Origin of the sequence: Methylobacterium sp. WL6, from assembly GCF_008040095.1 — a bacterium.
Classification (GTDB): Bacteria; Pseudomonadota; Alphaproteobacteria; order Rhizobiales; family Beijerinckiaceae; genus Methylobacterium.
The window spans coordinates 1-18,312 of sequence record NZ_VRVH01000001.1 but is presented as its reverse complement, the minus strand read 5'-3'; the positions used below and the strand labels follow the sequence as shown (position 1 = coordinate 18,312).

General features: G+C 68.3%; 14 protein-coding genes and 3 pseudogenes. 10 read left to right on the top strand and 7 right to left on the bottom strand.

The window, feature by feature from the left end:
- Positions 1-137 precede the first annotated feature (137 nt).
- Complete coding sequence (locus tag FV230_RS00085) at positions 138-617, bottom strand: PAS domain-containing protein (RefSeq protein ID WP_246694668.1); 480 nt, start codon at positions 615-617, stop codon at positions 138-140.
- Between the two features lie 1,288 nt (positions 618-1,905).
- On the opposite strand from FV230_RS00085, the gene FV230_RS00080 reads away from it, so the two are divergent.
- On the top strand, positions 1,906-2,964 hold the full coding sequence (locus FV230_RS00080) for a molybdopterin-dependent oxidoreductase (protein WP_147840710.1): 1,059 nt from the start codon (positions 1,906-1,908) through the stop codon (positions 2,962-2,964).
- A gap of 15 nt (positions 2,965-2,979) precedes the next feature.
- Positions 2,980-3,327 carry a cytochrome c gene (locus FV230_RS00075; RefSeq protein WP_147840709.1) on the top strand — a complete coding sequence of 116 codons (348 nt, stop codon included), beginning with the start codon at positions 2,980-2,982 and terminating at the stop codon, positions 3,325-3,327.
- Here the strand turns inward: FV230_RS00075 and FV230_RS00070 are convergent.
- The 3 genes from FV230_RS00070 to FV230_RS00060 all read right to left on the bottom strand — a co-directional run bounded on the left by FV230_RS00070 (position 3,311) and on the right by FV230_RS00060 (position 7,099).
- Complete coding sequence (locus FV230_RS00070) at positions 3,311-4,693, bottom strand: ATP-binding protein (protein WP_147840708.1); 1,383 nt, start codon at positions 4,691-4,693, stop codon at positions 3,311-3,313. The genes FV230_RS00075 and FV230_RS00070 overlap by 17 nt on opposite strands.
- Positions 4,690-5,355, bottom strand: coding sequence for a winged helix-turn-helix domain-containing protein (locus FV230_RS00065; RefSeq protein WP_147840707.1), 666 nt, complete (start codon positions 5,353-5,355; stop codon positions 4,690-4,692). Before FV230_RS00065 ends, FV230_RS00070 begins: the two co-directional genes overlap by 4 nt.
- Before the next feature lie 472 nt (positions 5,356-5,827).
- Positions 5,828-7,099 (bottom strand): D-serine ammonia-lyase, encoded by a 1,272-nt coding sequence (locus tag FV230_RS00060; RefSeq protein ID WP_147840706.1) that lies wholly within the window; start codon positions 7,097-7,099, stop codon positions 5,828-5,830.
- A gap of 342 nt (positions 7,100-7,441) precedes the next feature.
- Here FV230_RS00060 and FV230_RS00055 point away from each other — a divergent pair, with 342 nt between their 5' ends.
- Positions 7,442-8,452, top strand: a complete 1,011-nt coding sequence (locus tag FV230_RS00055) for a 1-aminocyclopropane-1-carboxylate deaminase (RefSeq protein ID WP_147840705.1) — start codon at positions 7,442-7,444, stop codon at positions 8,450-8,452.
- Between the two features lie 30 nt (positions 8,453-8,482).
- On the opposite strand, the gene FV230_RS00050 is transcribed toward FV230_RS00055, so the two are convergent.
- Positions 8,483-9,391, bottom strand: a complete 909-nt coding sequence (locus tag FV230_RS00050; protein ID WP_147840704.1) for a LysR family transcriptional regulator — start codon at positions 9,389-9,391, stop codon at positions 8,483-8,485.
- A 156-nt stretch (positions 9,392-9,547) separates the two neighbouring features.
- Here FV230_RS00050 and FV230_RS00045 point away from each other — a divergent pair, with 156 nt between their 5' ends.
- The 6 genes from FV230_RS00045 (at position 9,548) to FV230_RS00020 (ending at position 17,026) form a co-directional block, all read left to right on the top strand.
- Positions 9,548-11,089: an ABC transporter substrate-binding protein gene (locus FV230_RS00045; protein ID WP_147840703.1), complete on the top strand. Its 1,542-nt coding sequence runs from the start codon at positions 9,548-9,550 to the stop codon at positions 11,087-11,089.
- Between the two features lie 51 nt (positions 11,090-11,140).
- The gene (locus FV230_RS00040) at positions 11,141-12,055 is read left to right on the top strand and encodes an ABC transporter permease (RefSeq protein WP_147840702.1); all 915 of its coding nucleotides are present in this window, start codon (positions 11,141-11,143) and stop codon (positions 12,053-12,055) included.
- Complete coding sequence (locus FV230_RS00035; RefSeq protein ID WP_147840701.1) at positions 12,052-13,005, top strand: ABC transporter permease; 954 nt, start codon at positions 12,052-12,054, stop codon at positions 13,003-13,005. Before FV230_RS00040 ends, FV230_RS00035 begins: the two co-directional genes overlap by 4 nt.
- A gap of 50 nt (positions 13,006-13,055) precedes the next feature.
- Positions 13,056-14,477, top strand: a complete 1,422-nt coding sequence (locus tag FV230_RS00030; RefSeq protein ID WP_147840700.1) for a M20 family metallopeptidase — start codon at positions 13,056-13,058, stop codon at positions 14,475-14,477.
- Positions 14,478-14,479: 2 nt separating this feature from the next.
- Entirely contained in the window at positions 14,480-16,090 is a 1,611-nt protein-coding gene (locus FV230_RS00025) for an ABC transporter ATP-binding protein (RefSeq protein WP_147840699.1), read from the top strand.
- 249 nt (positions 16,091-16,339) lie between these two features.
- Positions 16,340-17,026, top strand: coding sequence for a zinc metallopeptidase (locus FV230_RS00020; protein WP_147840698.1), 687 nt, complete (start codon positions 16,340-16,342; stop codon positions 17,024-17,026).
- 149 nt (positions 17,027-17,175) lie between these two features.
- On the opposite strand, the pseudogene FV230_RS00015 reads toward FV230_RS00020, so the two are convergent.
- A pseudogene (locus FV230_RS00015) lies at positions 17,176-17,795 on the bottom strand (tyrosine-type recombinase/integrase).
- Positions 17,796-17,955: 160 nt separating this feature from the next.
- On the opposite strand from FV230_RS00015, the pseudogene FV230_RS00010 reads away from it, so the two are divergent.
- A pseudogene (locus tag FV230_RS00010) lies at positions 17,956-18,177 on the top strand (DUF938 domain-containing protein); the annotation flags it as partial.
- 3 nt (positions 18,178-18,180) lie between these two features.
- Here the strand turns inward: FV230_RS00010 and FV230_RS00005 are convergent.
- Positions 18,181-18,312: pseudogene (locus FV230_RS00005) on the bottom strand (IS481 family transposase); the annotation flags it as partial.

The following is an 18,312-nucleotide window of genomic DNA, read 5'->3' as shown; positions in this document are numbered from 1 at the left end:
GCACGAGAGCGCGTTGACCGACCGGCCAGAAGCGGACGTTCTGTATTCGACCCAACCCGGCCGCCTGGATCGCCAAGGTGGCGTCCCGTAAGCAGCCATTCGTCGGCCATCCGGCAACTTCGGCTAGACCCCAACCCTCAGTTCATACGTCTACGATTACCCTTGAGTTCTTTCTGGGCAAGCTGCCGTCCGATGGCCATGAGCAGCGCGTCCGCTGGCTCTTTCAACGCTGGATCCTGCAACTGGGTGATCACCTTGTGAGCGGCCAAGACAAGATCCGCCACCTGCTCCAAGGGTGAAACAGAGGATGCAGGATCATCGGCCGTGGGGCTAAGCTTTCCCGTTCGCGACCACGTTATATCGACGATGATGCCGCGTCCGTGCGTGGGCCGCCCTGCCGCATCCCGCATAATGTGGCCGCGATCCAGCATCCACCGCGTCACGCCATCGGCCGACATGACACGGTACTCTGCGACGAACGGAGCGTCTTCGTCGATGCAGCGACGGATCAAGGTGTGGACGTGTTCCCGATCCTCCGGATGGATGCCCTCGATGTAGGCTGACAGGGGAAGCCCTTTGGCGGCCTCCTCCGGATCGACGTTGAAAAGCAGTGCCACGAATGTGTCGGCACGTACCAAGTCGGAGGGGATATCCCAATCCCAAGCCCCGGCTACCTCAACGGTATCGAGCGCCTGTTGGAACGCCGCTGGGCAGGTCCTGCCGTCTCGGGGCATAAGTTTGCGCACCGCAACTCCTGATACTGTCTCGAAAATTCGGCGGAGTGGTCAGGCACATCTTTGCATCCCAAAAATTGTGCCCGAGGCAGTCGCAGCAACCAAAAAAAATGTACCCACTATGAAATAGAATGCAACCTCTGCTAGAAGCAAACGCGCGAGCCGTTCCGTGACACCACATGGAAGAAGCAATGTCTCAGAGGAGGCAACCCCCATTCAGCTCCGATAGCGAGCACGGGCGGGAACACGGCGAGGACTGCGGATCGTTGCGGTCGCACCCTCCTGAAGCAAAGCAGCTCGTGATGCTCATCGCCGAAGCGCTACAAATACCCCCAGCCGAGCTCTACAAGCCGCCTACCGCCGTTAGGTCAACGTGCAGAGCTGATAGCGGTGGTGTTTTGGATCAGGACTGCGAGGCGTTGCTACACGCCTACAAATGCATTCGTGATCCCAGGAAGCGTCAGGAACTGCTGGCCCTCGTGGTAGATGCGGCCGAGCAGTCCTAAACTGCAACGGAAGGTCAGAAATCCGCAGCGAACCAAACGATGGGACGTAAGCATTTCTAGCAGCGATGTCCGCTTTGAGGCATCTGCCGCTCATAAGTGGTCGGGCCGGAAACCACCCGTTGCCGAAGCTGGGAACGTCTGTTTCCGGGTTGCACGTTGGGGTAACGATCTGCGACCAGCATGGGTGGATTGGCGACCGTTCGCTTTTGAGCGAGAGTTCGAAGAAGCAGACGCTGTCGCGCCCATTCGCGATCCTCTTCGCACTCCTTGCGCATGCGCTCTGGGATTGGGCCACCAAGTCGACCGAGGCTGACGTCTGCGATTTACAATTGGAAACGCGGCTCGGCTGTTGGTGCGACTAGCCTCACGCCTCGCTTCACCCATCCACGTTCCAAGACGAGCCGCAGCGCATTTAAGGTGCCCTTAAGCTGAGGGGCGCGGAGACCCTGCGCCGGCCTCTTGGGCTCCGGCTCAGCGGAACTTTGGATTCGATGCCTCAACACACCACGTTATCGTCTCCGAGCCGTCGCGGCCTCCTGTCGGCCGCCGCCCTCGGCGGGATGGGCCTGCTCGCCGGCCGAGCTCGCGCCGACACCTTTGATTTTCATATCCCGGGCGGCCCGAGCACCCGGCCCATGACTACGTTATATCCCGAGAAGGGGCGTATGATCGTCCAGCGCACCCGGCCGCCTTGGCTGGAGACGCCGTTCGAGGTCTTCGACACCGGCGTGTTCACCCCGAACGACCAGCACTTCGTCAGCTGGCATTGGGCCACCTTCCCGACTCGCATCGACACCGACAGCTTCGCCCTGAAGGTCCACGGCCTCGTCGAGCGGTCGCAGGCGCTGTCGCTGCGTGAGTTGATCCACGATCTGCCGCGCTTCGAGATCGCGGCGGTCAGCCAGTGCGCTGGCAATTCGCGTCTCTACGCGCAGCCCCGGGTCGCCGGTGCCCAATGGGCGAACGGCTCCATGAGCAACGCTCTCTATGCCGGTGTGCGCCTCAAGGATGTCCTTGATCGCGCCGGCGTGAAGGCCGGGGCCACCCATGTGCAGTTCGGCGGCCTCGATGAGCCGCAGCTGCCTGACGCACCGAAATTCGTGAAGGCTCTGGACATCGATCACGCCCGCGACGGCGAGGTCATGCTGGCCTTTGCGATGAACGGCCAACAACTGCCGATGCTCAACGGCTTCCCGCTCAAGCTCATCGTCCCCGGCTGGTCAGCCGTCTACTGGATCAAGATGCTCGACGACATCGAAGTGACAGACCACCCCGACCCGAGCGTCTGGACGACCCGGAGCTACCGGGTGCCGGATACGCCCCACTACACGGTCGAGCTCGGGCAGAAGGGCTTCGGCATGATCCCGATCACCCGGAACCTGCCCCGCGCATTCGTGACCAACCTCAAGCCGGGCGACATCGTCCCGGTCGGGGTGCCGCAACCGGTGCGCGGCATCGCCTTCGGGGGCGACCGCGGGGTCGCCGCGGTGGACCTGTCGCTCGATGGCGGCCGGACCTGGCAGCCCACGACCCTTGGCAAGGATGAGGGCACCTACAGCTTCCGGCAATGGCAGGCCACGATCAGCCTCCCCGCTCGCGGGGCGCACACCGTGATGGCCCGCTGCATCAACACCGACCGGGTGATGCAGCCGATGCGGCGCGTCTGGAACCCGGGGGGGTACATGTCCAACCAAGTCGAGACCCTCGACCTCGTGGCGGCCTGAGGGGTGAGCGCGACCATGTCCCGATCCCTCCGCACCACCCTGCTGGCCGCGCTCATTGCCGGCTTTCTTGCCGGCCCGGTGCCGGCCTTCGCCGCCGCGCCGCTGGAGCTTCGCCCGACGCCCGAAATCGACTTGCCCTTCGGCGACGATGTTGGTTTCCCCGCCGGGCCGGGCTCCGACGTCATCGCGTCGAACTGCACGGCTTGTCACTCCGCCGACCACACCCTGAACCAGCCCGCCCTCTCGCGGGAGGAGTGGCATGCGGTCGTCGACAAGATGATCACCGCCTACAAGGCTCCGATCACGCCGGAGGATGCGCGGGTGATCGTCGACTACCTCGCCCGGGTCAAAGGCGAGCCGTAGCGGGCGGGGCACGCCTGGCGAGCCCGGGGCCGAAGATCGCGCTCGCCTTCAGGCCGGGGCCGCCGTCCCGTCCGTCGAGGTGCAGGCGGGCGCCGGATTGCATCAGCGCCATGGTGACAATCGAGAGGCCGAGGCCGCTGCCGAGCTTCGCCCGCCGGCTGCCGCGCACGAAGCGCTGGATCACCAGGGCGCGCTCCGACTCGGCAATGCCGGGTCCCTCGTCGGTGATCGACAGGGTGGCGCTTCCATCCGCGCCGAGCGCGGCATCCCAGGTGATCGCCCCCTCCGGCGGGGTCATCGACAGGGCGTTCTCCATCAGGTTGCGCATGGCGAGGTCGAACAGGTCCTCGTCCATTTGGATCTCGAGCTCGATGAGGGCGGGCGCGAAGGCGACGCGCTCCGACGTCGGCACGCCGCCCATCCCTGCAAGCAGATCGCGCAGGCGCTCCTCCACGGGGATCCAGGCGATGGTGGCTGGGCGCCCGCCGCTGTCGAGGCGTGAAACCGTCAGAAGTTGCTCGACGAGGCGTGCCGATTGATCGACCGCGCGCAGGGTCTGGGCGAGGGCGGCATCCCGCATGGCGGCGCCGGGCGCCTGCATGGCCACTTGAACCTGCGTCTTCAGGCCGGCCAGCGGCGTCCGCAACTCGTGCGCCGCATAGGCCAGGAAGGCGCGCTCGTGTTCGCGCGCAGCCGCGACCTTACCGAACAGCCGGTTCAGCGCATCGACCAGCGGCCGGATCTCCGACGGCATTCGGCCGGTCTCGACCCGCTCCAGGTTGTCGGCATCCCGGGCGGCGAGGTCGCGGGTCGCGCGGTTCAACGGCCGCAGGCCCCGGCCGACGCTGAGCCAGATGAGCGGCGCCAGGATCGGCAGAACGCAACCGGCGGTGAGCAGCAGGCTTTCGACCAAGCCGTGCTCCAGTTGCCGCCGCTGCCCGAGATTGTCGCCCACGAGGATGCGGAAGCCCTTGGCCGGGTCGGACAGGGCGTAGACACGCCAAGCTTGACCCTCGACCACGCGGTTCGAGAACCCTTCGTGCTGGTCCGACAAGACCGGATCTGGCGACCCGTCCGAGGCGTCGATCAGGCGCCCGTCCAGGGACCAGATCTGGCAGCTGAGATGACGGTCGTAACGCACCACCCGCGCAAGGGCGTCGCCGTTTCCGGCCACCTGCCGTGCGGCCCCCGCCCGCGCCGGCGTGAACAAGCTGTCGACCATGCGGGCCGCCTCCATGAGGCGGCGGTCGAGGATGCTCTCGAACTGGGCGCGGCTGTCGACATAGGTCCAGGCGATGGCGGCGAGCCAGACCAGCCCGGTTGCCGTGACCAAGGTAACGAACAGGCGCATGCGCAGGGAGTTCACGCACGCTCCTCCCGGATGCGGTAGCCGAGGCCGCGCACGGTCTCGACCGCGTCCCGTCCGATCTTGGCGCGCAGATTGTGGACATGAACTTCAAGCGCGTTGCTGCCGATCTCCTCGTTCCAGCCGTAGAGGCGGGCTTCCAGCTGGCTTCGGGACAACACACGGCCGGGCCGCTCGATCAGCGCCTCCAGCAAGGCGAACTCCCGGCGCGAAAGGTTAAGCGCGACGCCCGCCCGCGCGACCAACCGGCTGCTCAAGTCGATCGTGAGGTCGCACCACGCGAAGGTTGCAGAGGCGCGTCCTGCCGCCCGCCGGATCATGACACGAAGCCGGGCTGCGAGCTCGCCCAGGTCGAACGGCTTGCCCATGTAGTCGTCCGCGCCGCGGTCGAGCCCGGCGATCCGGTCGGCGACGGCGTCGATCGCGGTGAGGACCATGACCGGTGTGGCGTCGTCCCGCGCGCGGATGTGGCTTAGCACGTCCAGTCCGGAGCCGTCGGGCAGCATCAAATCCAAGATCGCCGCGCTGTAATGCGTCGCATCGAAGATCGACATCGCGTCCCCGCATGTGGCAACGCAGTCCGCGGTCATGCCATGCAACGACAACCCTGAGACCAGGCCGTCCGAAAGCACGGGGTCGTCTTCGAGAACGAGGATGCGCACCGAACGTTCGCTTCAGGGTTGCGCATGTGCCGCGATCGCGCCGAGGTACCACGCTAGCGGCGGCTTGGGGCAACTTTGTGGGTTCAGTCCGCGGAATCCGGCTGTAGGCTGCGGTCATGCCTCCGCGGCGCGCTCAAGACCACGCTACGCCTTCGGCTCTCCCGCGATGAAAGAGCTGCTTCTGAATAGGTACATCTTGGACCGACGTTTCGTCGGACGGGCAACGAGGCGGCTGTCCGCTTCCGCGGTGTCGCCATGACCGGCTTTTACGACCGGGATGGGTCGGAACCCGTCTGTCCGCTTTACGACCGCGTCGGGTGGAAAGCGGTCGGACAGCTGTCGGCGAATTCCCAAAAAACCGGACGAACGGCGGCCCCGGCACGTTATGACGTCTGCCGTATGGCGCCGGCGCCGCGGCCTATTGAACGACAGGCCTTCATTGGATTGAGCACTCAGCCTCCGCTGCTTGATTTCAAGCCGCTTGCGCGAGGGCGGCCTGGAACTCCGCCTCCGGCAGCAGCGCCCCGCCGGTGGTCCAGACGACGTGCGTCGCGTGGGCGACGTCCGGCAGGACGCCGCAGGCCGGCCCCACCGCCGCGAAGGCCGCCGCCGCCGACGGCTCGAGGCGCAAGCCCGCCCGGTCCCAGAGATCGCGCAGCCAGGCGAACAGGTCGGCGTCGCTCACCGTCACCACGGCCTCGACGAGGGCGCCGACGGTGCCGGCCACCAGCATCGAGGCGGCGGCCACGGCCAGGCCGTCCGCCGCGGTCCGGTTGTCGAGGCCGATCTCGTAGACGCTCACCGACCGCGCCGAGCCTGCGGCGAGTTGCACGAGCATGCAGGGCGCGGCGACGGGCTCGACGAAGACGCAGCGCACGGCGTCGCCGTAGAGCAGCTTCAGGCCGAGGGTGACGCCGCCCGGGGCGCCGCCGACGCCGCAGGGGAGGTAGACGCACAGGGGATGGGCCGCGTCCACGCTCACGCCCGCCGCCTCGAGCTGGCGTTGCAGGTCGAAGGCCGCCGCTGCGTAGCCGAGGAACAGGTCCACCGAGCTCTCGTCGTCGACGAAGTGCGCGTCGGCGCGGCCCTCGAAGGCGACCCGCGCGGTGGCGACGGCGCTGCCGTAATCGCCGGCATGCTCCACCACCCGGGCGCCGAGGTCGCGCAGGCGGCGCTTCTTCCACGCCTTGGCGTCGTGGGACATGTGCACCTCGACCTGGAAGCCGAGGGCGCGGGCGATCACCCCGACGCTGAACCCGAGGTTGCCGGTGCTTCCCACCGCGATCGTGTGGGCGCCGAAGGCCGCCCGGACATCCGGGTCGGCGAGGCGGGCATAGGAGGGCGCGCCCGACAGCCAGCCCGCCGCGAGGCCGAGCCGCTCGGCCTCGACCAGCACCTCGTAGACGCCGCCCCGCGCCTTGATGCAGCCGGTGATCGGGAGGTCGTGGTCGGCCTTCACCCAAGCCGAGGCCCCCGGGCGTCCCGACACCAGGGCGGCCAAGTCGGCGGAGAGCGGCAGGAGAGCCGAATCGATCCGGCCGGTCGCCAGTTCGGGAAACAGCCTGGCGAGGAGCGGATCGAAGCGGCCCCAGCGCGCCTCGGCGGCCGCGACCTCCGCGAGGCCGAAGGTCAGGCCCGGCAGGATCTCGGCGGCTCGGCCCAGGCGCGGGTTGCGCCAGACCGTGGGTTTGGCATCCCGCACGGCGTCGGGGAGGTCGAGCGGGGGCGTGCAGGCGGCGCTCATACGGGCGGTGTCCTGTGACGGAAATCGGCTCGGATCGCCGGGGCGTCGCGCCGAGCCGGCCGGGGACGAATCGGCGGCCGTGCGGCTGGCCTCGTCCACCGGGCCCGGACGGCATCGCACATGCGGCCGCCCATCATAAAGCCGTCGGCGAAGCTCCCGGCTCGTTCGCCCTCGCCGAGCGCTTATGAACGATCCTTCCATTCCAATGGGTGATGGCGCAACGATCTTTCGGCTAAGACCGCCGGTCGTCTCATCGCAGCAGGAAACGACGGCGCATTTCGAGAGCACCTTCCGCACCGACTTTGCTAGCTTTCTCGGGCTGACCAACAAAGGACGTCGCCCATGCTGTCGAAGTTCGAGCGTTATCCCCTGACCTTCGGCCCGAGCCCGATCGAGCACCTGCCGCGGCTGACGGCCCATCTCGGCGGCGACGTGCTGATCTACGCCAAGCGCGAGGATTGCAATTCGGGCCTCGCCTACGGCGGCAACAAGCTGCGCAAGCTCGAGTACATCGTGCCCGACGCCATCGCGAGCGGGGCCGACACCCTGGTCTCGATCGGCGGTGTGCAGTCGAACCACACCCGCATGGTCGCGGCGGTCGCCGCCAAGATCGGCATGAAGTGCCGGCTGATCCAGGAGGCCTGGGTCCCGCACGAGGATGCCGTCTACGACCGGGTCGGCAACATCATGCTGTCCCGCATCATGGGCGCCGAGACGCAGCTCGTCGACGACGGCTTCGACATCGGCATCCGCGAGAGCTGGACCAGGGCCCTGGAGGACGTGAAGGCCAAGGGCGGCAAGCCCTACGCGATCCCCGCCGGCGCCTCGGTGCACAAGTTCGGCGGGCTCGGCTACGTCGGCTTCGCCGAGGAGGTCCGCGCCCAGGAGGCCGAGATGGGCCTGCGTTTCGACTACATCGTGGTCTGCACCGTCACCGGCTCGACCCATGCCGGCATGGTGGTGGGCTTTGCCGCCGACGGGCGCGCCCGCAACGTCATCGGCATCGACGCCTCCTGCACGCCCGCCCAGACCAAGGCTCAAGTGCTGGAGATCGCAAAAAACACCGCCGCCCTCGTCGGCGCGCGGGCGATCGCCGAGGACGACATCGTGCTCAACGAGGACTACGCCTACCCGGTCTACGGCGTGCCCTCGAAGGAGACGGTGGACGCGATCCGCCTCTCGGCCCGGCTGGAGGGCATGATCACCGACCCCGTCTACGAGGGGAAGTCGATGCAGGGGATGATCGACCTCGTGCGGAAGGGCTTCTTCCCCAAGGGCGCGAAGGTGCTCTACGCCCATCTGGGCGGCGCCCCGGCGCTCAACGGCTACAGCTACACCTTCCGAAACGGCTGAGCCGACTTGCGCCGGACCGGCCGACCGATGTCAGACGCCGCCGGGCTCCGTCGGCGGCAGCGCGGCGACGAGCCGGCGCAGGAAGGCCTGGACGGCGTGCGGCAGCTTGCGGTCGCGCATCACCTGGACCTGGATGCCCCGCATCAGGCTCATCCGCGCATGCACCGGGATGCAGACGAGCTCGCCGAGGCGCACCGGCGTCTGCACCGTGAGGGCCGACATCAGCGCGAGCCCCTTCGTCCGCCGGACGAAGGGCAGCAGGGCGGAAAGGATGTTGGCCGTGAGCGTCGGCTCGATGGTGATGCCCTCCGCGAGGCAGGCCGCGTCGAAGACCCGGCGAGCGGTGGTGTCGAGGGTCGGCACCGCGATCGGGTAGGCCTTCAGGTCCGCGAGCCGGATCGCGGGTCGGCGCGCCAGGGGATGATCGGGGGCACTGAGCGCCACCATCTCGACGGCGTTGTCGTAGGCGACCGCGATCAGGCTCGAGGGGGCGAGCGCGAAGGTGATGCCGATGTCGGCGTCGCCCGCCGCCACGACGTGCGTGACCTGGGCGGGGGGCAACATCTGCACCTCGAAGCGGATGCCCGGATGGGCGGCGTGGAACTCCGCGATCGCGTTGGGCAGCAGATCGAGGGCGAAGCCCTCCGAGGTGGCGACGCGGATGAAGCCGCGCGCGAGGCCCTGCAATTCCTGGATGTCAGCCGCGACCTGCTCGGCGCGCAGGAGGGTCTGGCGCGCGTGTTCCGCCAGCAGCTCCCCGGCCGGGCTCAGCACCATGCCGCGCGGGCGCCGCTCGAAGAGGACGCAGCCGAGTTCGCTCTCGAGGTTGGAGATCTGCCGGCTGATCGCCGACGCCGCGATGTTCAAGTGCGTCGACGCCGCGGCGATCGACCCGGTTCTGGCGACGGCCAAGACGTAGCGGAGGCCCGAAACGTTCATGGAAACCTGTCGATTGCCGAAACGGCACCGCAGCAATCGCGAAATTCTACTTGTTGCGATGCCAATTGCACAACACCATGGCACGACGAAAAAAGCGGCAGGCCGAGGCGGCCGGCACGAGGCCGACCGCGCGGACGGGCGAAAAGGACCGACATCATGGCGAGCGGGATCATGGCGAGACACGGCTCCACGGCACGCGCCGCGCTCACCCTGCTGATGCTGGCCGCCAGTGTCCCGGCCCTCGCCGGCAAGGCGAACGACACCCTGGTCTACGCCTCCGACACCGAGCCGGAAAACGTCAGCCCCTACCACAACAGCGCCCGCGAGGGCGTCATCCTGGCCCGCAACGTCTGGGACACTCTGATCTACCGCGACCCGAAGACCGGCACCTACCAGCCGATGCTGGCCACCTCTTGGCGGTGGGTCGATCCCGTCACCCTGGAACTGACCCTGCGTGAGGGCGTGACCTTCCACAACGGCGACGCCTTCGGCCCGGAAGACGTGGCCTTCACCTTCAACTACGTGCTGACGCCGGAAGCCCGCACGGTGACGAAGCAGAACGTCGACTGGATGAAGTCGACGGAGGTCGTCGACGCCCACACGGTCCGCATCCATTTGAAGGCGGCCTTCCCGGCGGCGCTCGAATACCTCGCCGGCCCGACCCCGATCTTCCCGGCGGCCTATTTCAGACGCGTAGGCCTCGACGGCTTCGCCAAGGCGCCGGTCGGCACCGGCCCCTACCGCATCACCGCGGTCGAGAACGGGCGCGGCGTCAAGATGGAGCGCTTCGCCAAGTATTGGCCCGGCAGCCCGATCGGCGCGGCCAAGATCGGCAAGCTCGAGTTCCGCGTCATCCCCGACGCCGACAGCCGCATGGCCGAGCTCGTCACCGGCGGCATCGACTGGATCTGGCGCGTGCCGAGCGATCAGGCCGACCAGCTGAAGGGCGCCCCCAACGTCTCGGTCCTCAGCGCCGAAACCATGCGGGTCGGCTTTCTGCAGTTCGACACCCTCGGCCGGGCCAAGGAGAACTCGCCCCTGAAGGATCCCCGCGTCCGGCAGGCGATCTCGTACGCCGTCGACCGCAAGGCCATGGTGGACAACCTCGTGCGCGGCGGGAGCCGGGTGATGAACGCGGCCTGCTTCATCGACCAGTTCGGCTGCACCGACGAGGGCGTGCCGCGTTACAGCTACGATCCGGCCAAGGCCAAGGCGCTCCTCAAGGAGGCGGGCTACCCGAACGGCTTCGAGATCGATCTCGGCGCCTACCGCGAGCGCGACTACGCCGAGGCCGTGATCGGCTACCTGCGCGCCGTCGGCATCACCGCCCGGCTGAACTACCTGCGCTACGCGGCGCTCCGCGACCTCATCCGCGGCGGCAAGGTCTCGATCGCCTTCCAGACCTGGGGGTCGTTCTCGGTCCTCGACGTCTCGGCCTTCACGGGCGTCTACTTCCGCGGCGGCGACGAGGATCTGACCAAGGACCCCGAGACTATCGCGGCTCTCCAAGCCGGGGACGGGGCGACCGACCCTGCGGTGCGGAAGGTCAAGTACGCCGAAGCGCTCAAGCGCATCGCCGGCCAGGCCTACGCCCTGCCGCTGTTCTCGTACTCGACGAACTACGCCTTCACGTCGGACCTGACCTTCACGGCGCAGCCCGACGAGCTGCCGCGCTTCTACGCGGCGCAATGGAAGTGACGGCCGGCGCCTGAAGCCGACCGACCGCCGACCGACCGAGGGAGCCGGACCATGCTGCGATTCATGATCCAACGAAGTCTGGTGGCCCTGGCGGTCGCCGTGACGGTGTCGGTGGCGAGCTTCATGCTGCTGCACCTGTCCGGGGACCTGGCCACCGCGATCGCGGGGCCGGAGGCGACCTCCGTCCAGGTCGAGGCGATCCGGGTCCAGTACGGGCTCGACCAGCCCCTTCTGGCTCAGTTCGCCGCCTGGGCGGGCCGGGCGATCCGGCTCGATTTCGGCAACTCGTTCTACTTCCGCGAGAGCGTGATCGACCTGCTCGCTGCCCGCCTGCCGATCACCCTGTTCCTCGGCGTGGTGGCCCTGGCCGTGGCGCTCTTCGTGGCCATCCCCCTCGGGGTGCTCGCCGCGGTCCGGCGCGACACCTGGATCGACCGGGCCGCCCTCTCGGTCTCGGTGCTGGGCCAGGCCATGCCGAGCTTCTGGTTCGGCCTGAACCTGATCATGATCTTTTCGGTGAACCTGCGCTGGCTGCCGGTCTCCGGCAACACGACCTGGAAGCACTTCGTGCTGCCGGCGATCGCGCTCGGTTACTACGCCATGCCGGCGGTGATGCGGCTGACCCGCAACGGCATGCTCGAAGTGCTGGCCTCGGACTATGTCAGGACCGCCCGCGCCAAAGGTTTGCCGCCGCGAAAGATCCTGATCCGGCATGCGTTGCGCAACGCCGTGATTCCGGTGATCGCGCTCGCCGCCGTCCAGTTCGGCTTCATGCTCGGCGGCTCGATCGTGATCGAGGCGGTGTTCTCGCTCCAGGGGCTCGGCCAGCTCGCCTGGGAATCCATCACCCGCAACGACTTCCCGGTGGTGCAGGCGATCGTGCTGGTTTTAGCGATGATCTACATCGCTCTGACGCTGGCCGCCGACCTCCTGAACGCCTTCCTCGATCCCCGGCTGCGCCAATGACCCTCCAGCCATCCGCTTCCCCGCTCAGCGCCGGCTTGCCCGAGACGCCGGCGGCCCTCCCGGCCGATAGGCCGGCGGCGCTGCCCGCCGCCCGCTCGCCCACCGCCCTGGCGCTTCGGCGCGGTCTCCGCCACGGCGGCTTTGTGATCGGTGCCGGCATCCTCGGGACCATCCTGCTCTGCGCGCTCGCCGCCCCGCTGATCGCGCCCCACGATCCCTACGCCCAGGACGTCTCGCGGCGCCTGATCCCGCCGATCTGGCAGACGAAGGGCACGTGGGACCACGTGCTCGGCACCGACAAGCTCGGGCGCGACTACCTCAGCCGCCTGATCTACGGCAGCCAGATCTCCCTGCTGATCGGGATCGCGGCGGCCGCCATCTCGGGCGTGATCGGCACGACGCTCGGCATCTGCGCCGGCTATTTCGGCGGCCGGGTCGACGCGGTGGTGAGCTACGTCGTGACCACGCGGCTGGCCATGCCGGTGGTGCTGGTCGCGCTCGCCATGGCCTCCCTCGTCGGCGGCTCGCTGAAGGTGGTGGTGGTGGTGCTCGGCTTCCTGCTCTGGGACCGTTTCGCCGTGGTCACCCGCGCGGCGACCCGGCAGATCCGCGACCAGGATTTCATCGCCGCGGCCCGCGCAACGGGCTTCTCCCCGGCCCGCATCCTGTTCCAGGAGGTGCTGCCGAACATCCTCAACGCGCTCATCGTGGTGGCGACCCTGGAGATGGCGCACGCCATCCTGCTCGAGGCCGCCCTGTCCTTCCTCGGCCTCGGCGTGCAGCCGCCGCTGCCGTCCTGGGGCCTGATGATCGCCGAGGGCAAGCCGTACATGTTCTTCCAGCCCTGGGTGATCACCATCCCGGGCGTCGCGCTCCTGATCCTCGTCCTGGCGATCAACCTGCTCGGCGACGGCATCCGCGACGTCACCGCCCCCGAGGGGCGGCGCTGAGCCCCCCTTGCCCCGCAAAAAACCCCACCGCACCGAGATCGAGTGAGCCCATGTCCCGACACGACGCGATCGCGCGCGCCGCGCGCCACTACGACGAGGGCGGCTTCCTCAGCGTGCTGCAGGACGCCGTCGCCCGCCCGACCGAGAGCCAGACCTCGGGGCAGCTGCCGAAGCTGAAGGCTTACCTCACCGACTTCCTGGTGCCGCGGATCGCGCCGCTCGGCTTCACCAGCCGCATCCTCGACAACCCGGACGGCGTCCACGGCCCGTTCCTCATCGCCGAGCGCCACGAGGGCGACGCGCTGCCCACGGTGCTGATCTACGGCCACGGCGACACCGTGCGGGGCTATCCCGAGCAGTGGCGCGACGGCCTCGACCCCTGGACCGTGACCATCGAGGGCGAGCGCTGGTACGGCCGCGGCACCGCCGACAACAAGGGCCAGCACCTCCTCAACCTCGGCGCGCTGGCGGCGGTGATGGCGGCGCGCGACGGGCGCCTCGGCTTCAACACCAAGCTGCTGATCGAGATGGGCGAGGAAGCCGGCTCGCCGGGCCTGCGCGACCTCTGCCGCGCCGAGGCCGCGGCGCTCAAGGCCGACGTGCTTATCGCCTCGGACGGGCCCCGCGTCAGCGCCGAGCGGCCGACGGTCTTCCTGGGCTCGCGCGGCGGTTACACCTTCGAGATGGTGCTGGACCTGCGTGAGGGCAGCCACCATTCCGGTAACTGGGGCGGCCTGCTGCGCAACCCCGGCACGGTGCTGGCCAACGCCATCGCGACCCTCGTCGACGGACGCGGCAAGATCCTTCTCGACGCCCTGCGGCCACCGGCGCTCCCCGACAACGTGCGGGCGGCGTTGGCCGACATCACTGTGGGCACCGATCCGACCGCGCCGAAGATCGACGCTGATTGGGGCGAGCCGGGACTGACCGCGGCCGAGCGCGTGTTCGGCTGGAACACCCTCGAGGTGCTGGCTTTTAAGACCGGCGACCCGGACGGACCGCTCAACGCCGTGCCGCCCACCGCCAAGGCGACGCTGCAGCTGCGCTTCGTCGTCGGCACCGACTGGGAAGGCATCCTGCCGGCCCTGCGCGCCCATCTCGACGCCCACGGCTACCCGATGGTCGAGGTCCGTGCCGCGCGCACGGAGGTGTTCCGCGCCACCCGGCTCCCCGTCGAGGACCCGTGGGTCGACTGGGCGCTGGCCTCGATCGCCGAGAGCACGGGCAAGCGGCCGGCCCTGCTGCCGAACCTCGGCGGCTCGCTGCCCAACGACGCCTTTTCAAAGATCCTCGGCCTGCCGACCCTGTGGGTGCCGCATTCCTACCCGGCCTGCCTCCAGCACGGCCCCGACGAGCACCTGCTCGGGCCGCCCTCGCGAGAGGCCCTGATGCTGATGGCGGGCCTTTACTGGGACCTCGCCGCGACCGGGCCGGCGGTGCTCGCCCGGCGCGAAGCCCTCAAGGGAGCCTGAGCATGAGCGAGCCCGTCGTCCGTATCCGGAATCTCACCCTGGCGCTGCCGAAGGGCTCGGACCGTCCCCACGCGGTCGAGGACCTCTCCCTCGACCTGATGCCGGGCAAGATCCTCTGCGTCGTCGGCGAGTCGGGCTCGGGCAAGTCGATGAGCGCCTACGCGCTCACCGGCCTCCTGCCCCGCGCGCTGAAGCCGGTCGGCGGGGAGATCCTGTTCGAGGGGCGAGACCTGCTCACCCTGGACGAGCGCGGCTGGCGCAGCCTTCGCGGTCGCCGCATCGCCATGGTGTTCCAGGAGCCGATGACGGCCCTCAACCCGGTCATGCGCATCGGCGACCAGATCGCCGAGATGTTCGAGGCGCACGGCCTCCTGACGCCGGCCGAGCGCAGGGTTCGGGCCGTCGCGCTCGCCACCGAGGTCGGCCTGCCCGATCCGGGGCAGATCGTGCGCGCCTACCCGCACCAGCTCTCCGGCGGCCAGCGCCAGCGCGCGATGATCGCCATGGCGCTGGCCCTCGAGCCCTCGATCCTCGTCGCCGACGAGCCGACCACGGCGCTCGACGTCACTACTCAGGCCCAGATCCTCACGCTGATCCGCGACCTGCAGCGGCGGCGCGGCATGAGCGTCCTGTTCATCACCCACGATTTCGGCGTGGTGGCGAACATCGCCGACCATGTCGCCGTACTCCAGCGCGGGCGACTGGTGGAGCAAGGCAGCGCCGAGACCGTCCTTCAGCATCCGCAGCACCCCTACACCCAGGCCCTGCTCGCGGCGGTGCCGAGTCTGGTGCCGCCGGCGCGCGTCTCTCGCGAGGCCGAGCCCCTCGCCCTCTCGGCCATTGGCCTGACCAAGACCTACGCCACGCGCGCCGGCCTGTTCGGCAAGCCGCGTGTGGTCGCGGCGGTCAAGGAGGTGGCCTTCGACGTCCGCCGCGGGGAGACCCTCGGCCTCGTCGGCGAATCCGGCTCCGGCAAGTCCACCACCGCGCGCCTCGCGATCCGGCTGATCGAGCCAGACCGGGGCACGGTGCGCCTCGGCAGCCTCGAATACACAGCGCTGGCGCCGCGCGCGCTGCGTGACGAGCGCCGGCGCATCCAGATGATCTTTCAGGACCCGTTCGCGTCCCTGAACCCGCGCCGCACCGTCGAGCAGATCATCACCGCCGGCCCGATCGCGCACGGTACGCCTCGGCGGGAGGCCCGCGCCCGGGCCCGCGAGCTCCTCGACCTCGTTGGCCTGTCGGCGAGCGCGGCCGAGCGCTACCCCAATGCCTTCTCCGGCGGCCAGCGCCAGCGCATCGGCATCGCCCGGGCGCTGGCAATGGAGCCAGACGTGCTCGTGGCCGACGAGGCGGTCTCGGCCCTCGACGTCTCGGTTCAGGCGCAGGTGCTCGACCTGCTGGAAGACCTCAAGCAGCGCCTGAACCTCGCGATGCTGTTCATCACCCACGACCTGCGCGTCGCGGCCAAGATCTGCGACCGCATCGCCGTGATGCATCGCGGCGCTATCGTGGAGATGCGGCCCACGGCCGACCTCTTCCGGCAGCCGGATCACGCCTACACTCGCTCGCTCCTCGCGGCGGTGCCGGGCCTGCAGCCTATTCAGCCCTAATAGCACGACGGCCTGCGAGACGGCCGAAGCTCCCAGACGACAGACTGACGGATGCTTTCGGTAAGCGCTAACGGCAATCCCGACGAATGGGTTGGGTCGGATGCGGAAGGTCTGCTTCTGGACAGACGGTCAAAGTCCGGTTGCCACCCAATCCGGTCTTTGACACGTGTCGCGCGATTGTTGGGCGGTGAACATCTCGTATAAGGCGTCGCGCTTCCACAGCTACGGCCGCATGCCTACATATCGCTCGTGCCCGTCCTCATAGCGCTTGGCGCCGCCCTCCTGTTCGGTTTCGTGTTCGGCCCCCATTGGTGGGTGCGCCGGGCGATGCAGCAACACGCCACGGAGCGGCCGGACTTGCCCGGGACTGGCGGCAAACTCGCCCGCCATCTGCTTAACCTGGCACAGCTGGAGCACGTCCCCGTCGAGATCGCGCCAGCCGACCACTACGATCCGGTCGCGAACATCGTGCGGCTATCGCCGGAAAACTATGATGGCCGCTCGATCACGGCAGTCGCGGTCGCGGCGCACGAGGTCGCCCACGCGCTCCAGCACGCGGCGGGGGACCGGCTCCTCGCAGCGCGGGTGAAGTTCGCACCGGTCGTGCGGGGCTTCGAGTTCGCCGCGGCCGTAGTGATGATGACTGCGCCAGTGGTGCTAGCCTTCGTCCATTCGTCTGTCCTGCTCGCCTTACAGGTGGGTATCGGCATCGCGCTCCTCGGCGTTCGCCTCCTATTCCACTTCCTGAGGCTACCCGTCGAACTCGATGCAAGCTTCCGCCGGGCCCTGCCCATTCTGGAAACAGGTCGCTTCCTCGACGCCAGCGACATGCCCGGTGCCCGCACTGTACTGCGCGCCGCCGCCCTCACATACCTGGCCTCGTCACTCGTTGCGCTCGTGAAAATTGCGCGCTATCGGCGACTCCTCCCGTTCTAAAACCTCCCAGGCGAGCGTCTTATTCTTCAGCCGCACTTACTTGGAAGCGCACGATCTATTTCCGGTCAGACCCAATCCGCTGCTTGGCTCACTTATGGGACGGCAGAGAACTGGGCGCAGCGGCCTGCAGTAGGCCGCTGCGATCTTCTTCAAATGTCAGTCTGCTCGGACATAACCAGCGCGTCGTCTGCCTCGATGCCGAATAGCGCACTGTGCTCTCCAGCTTGGTGTGCCCGAGAAGCAGCTGGCAGGTTCGCAGGTTGCCCGTTCGCCGGTAGATGAGCGCGACCTTTGTCCGGCGCAGGCTGTGCGTGCCGTAGCCCGCGGGGTCGAGCCCAATCAGCGCCACCCACTCATCGACGAGCCGGCCATACTGGCGCGTCGTGAGATGCTCGCCCGGCCGGCTTCGGCTCAGGAACAGCCAGTCCCCGGCACGTAGACCACGCAGCTTCAGCCAAGCCGCAAGCGCCTCGCGGGTCGTCTCGGTCAGTTCGAAGGGTACAGGCCGGGCAGTCTTCTGCTGCACGATGGTGGTACGCAGGCGGATGCCGTCGCCGAGGTGGACGTCGGCCACACGCAGGCGGACGAGGTCGCAGCCGCGGAGTTTGCTGTCGATGGCGGTGTTGAACAGGGCGAGATCGCGAATGCGGCCCTCGTGCTGCAGGCGGGTGCGGATCGCCCAGATGTGCTTGGGCTTAAACGGCGGCTTGGGGCCGACGAGGCGGCCGAGGTCCCAAGGTCGACGGATGGTGTCACTGGTCGAAGGTATGACGAAACTCCGTTTGAGGAGCCATCAGCATCTCACCCCGACCGCGATCCGCCCTCGCCGCAGCTGCGCGCCATGAATTGAAGCCGCGTCGTTGCCTCGGAGCAGGCCTGCCGCCACGAAAGGGCATGCGGTTGGCATCGGCTGCCCTTAGAAGAGCTCCATGCCCAACGCCCTGTTCTCGCCGGCCGTGGCCCGCAACGCTGCCCCTATCGCCGAAGTCCTCAAGCGCGTTCTCCCGCCCAGCGGCATCGTCGTCGAGATCGCGAGTGGGTCCGGCGAGCACGCCGTCCATTTTGCCCGTGCGCTGCCCGCGCTCGTCTGGCAGCCCAGCGATCCCGATGAAGCCGCCCGTCGCAGCATCGTCGCCCATGCCCGCGCCGCAGGGCTAGGTGTATGGTCCCGGGATGAGGTGTGACGGGTCGATCCTGAAGCGATTGGGCTCTTTCGTCCAGGCGTTCAGGATGAACTCGGTGGGTGTCAGGCCCCGCAGGGTCTTGAGCCGACGAGCGTGATTGTA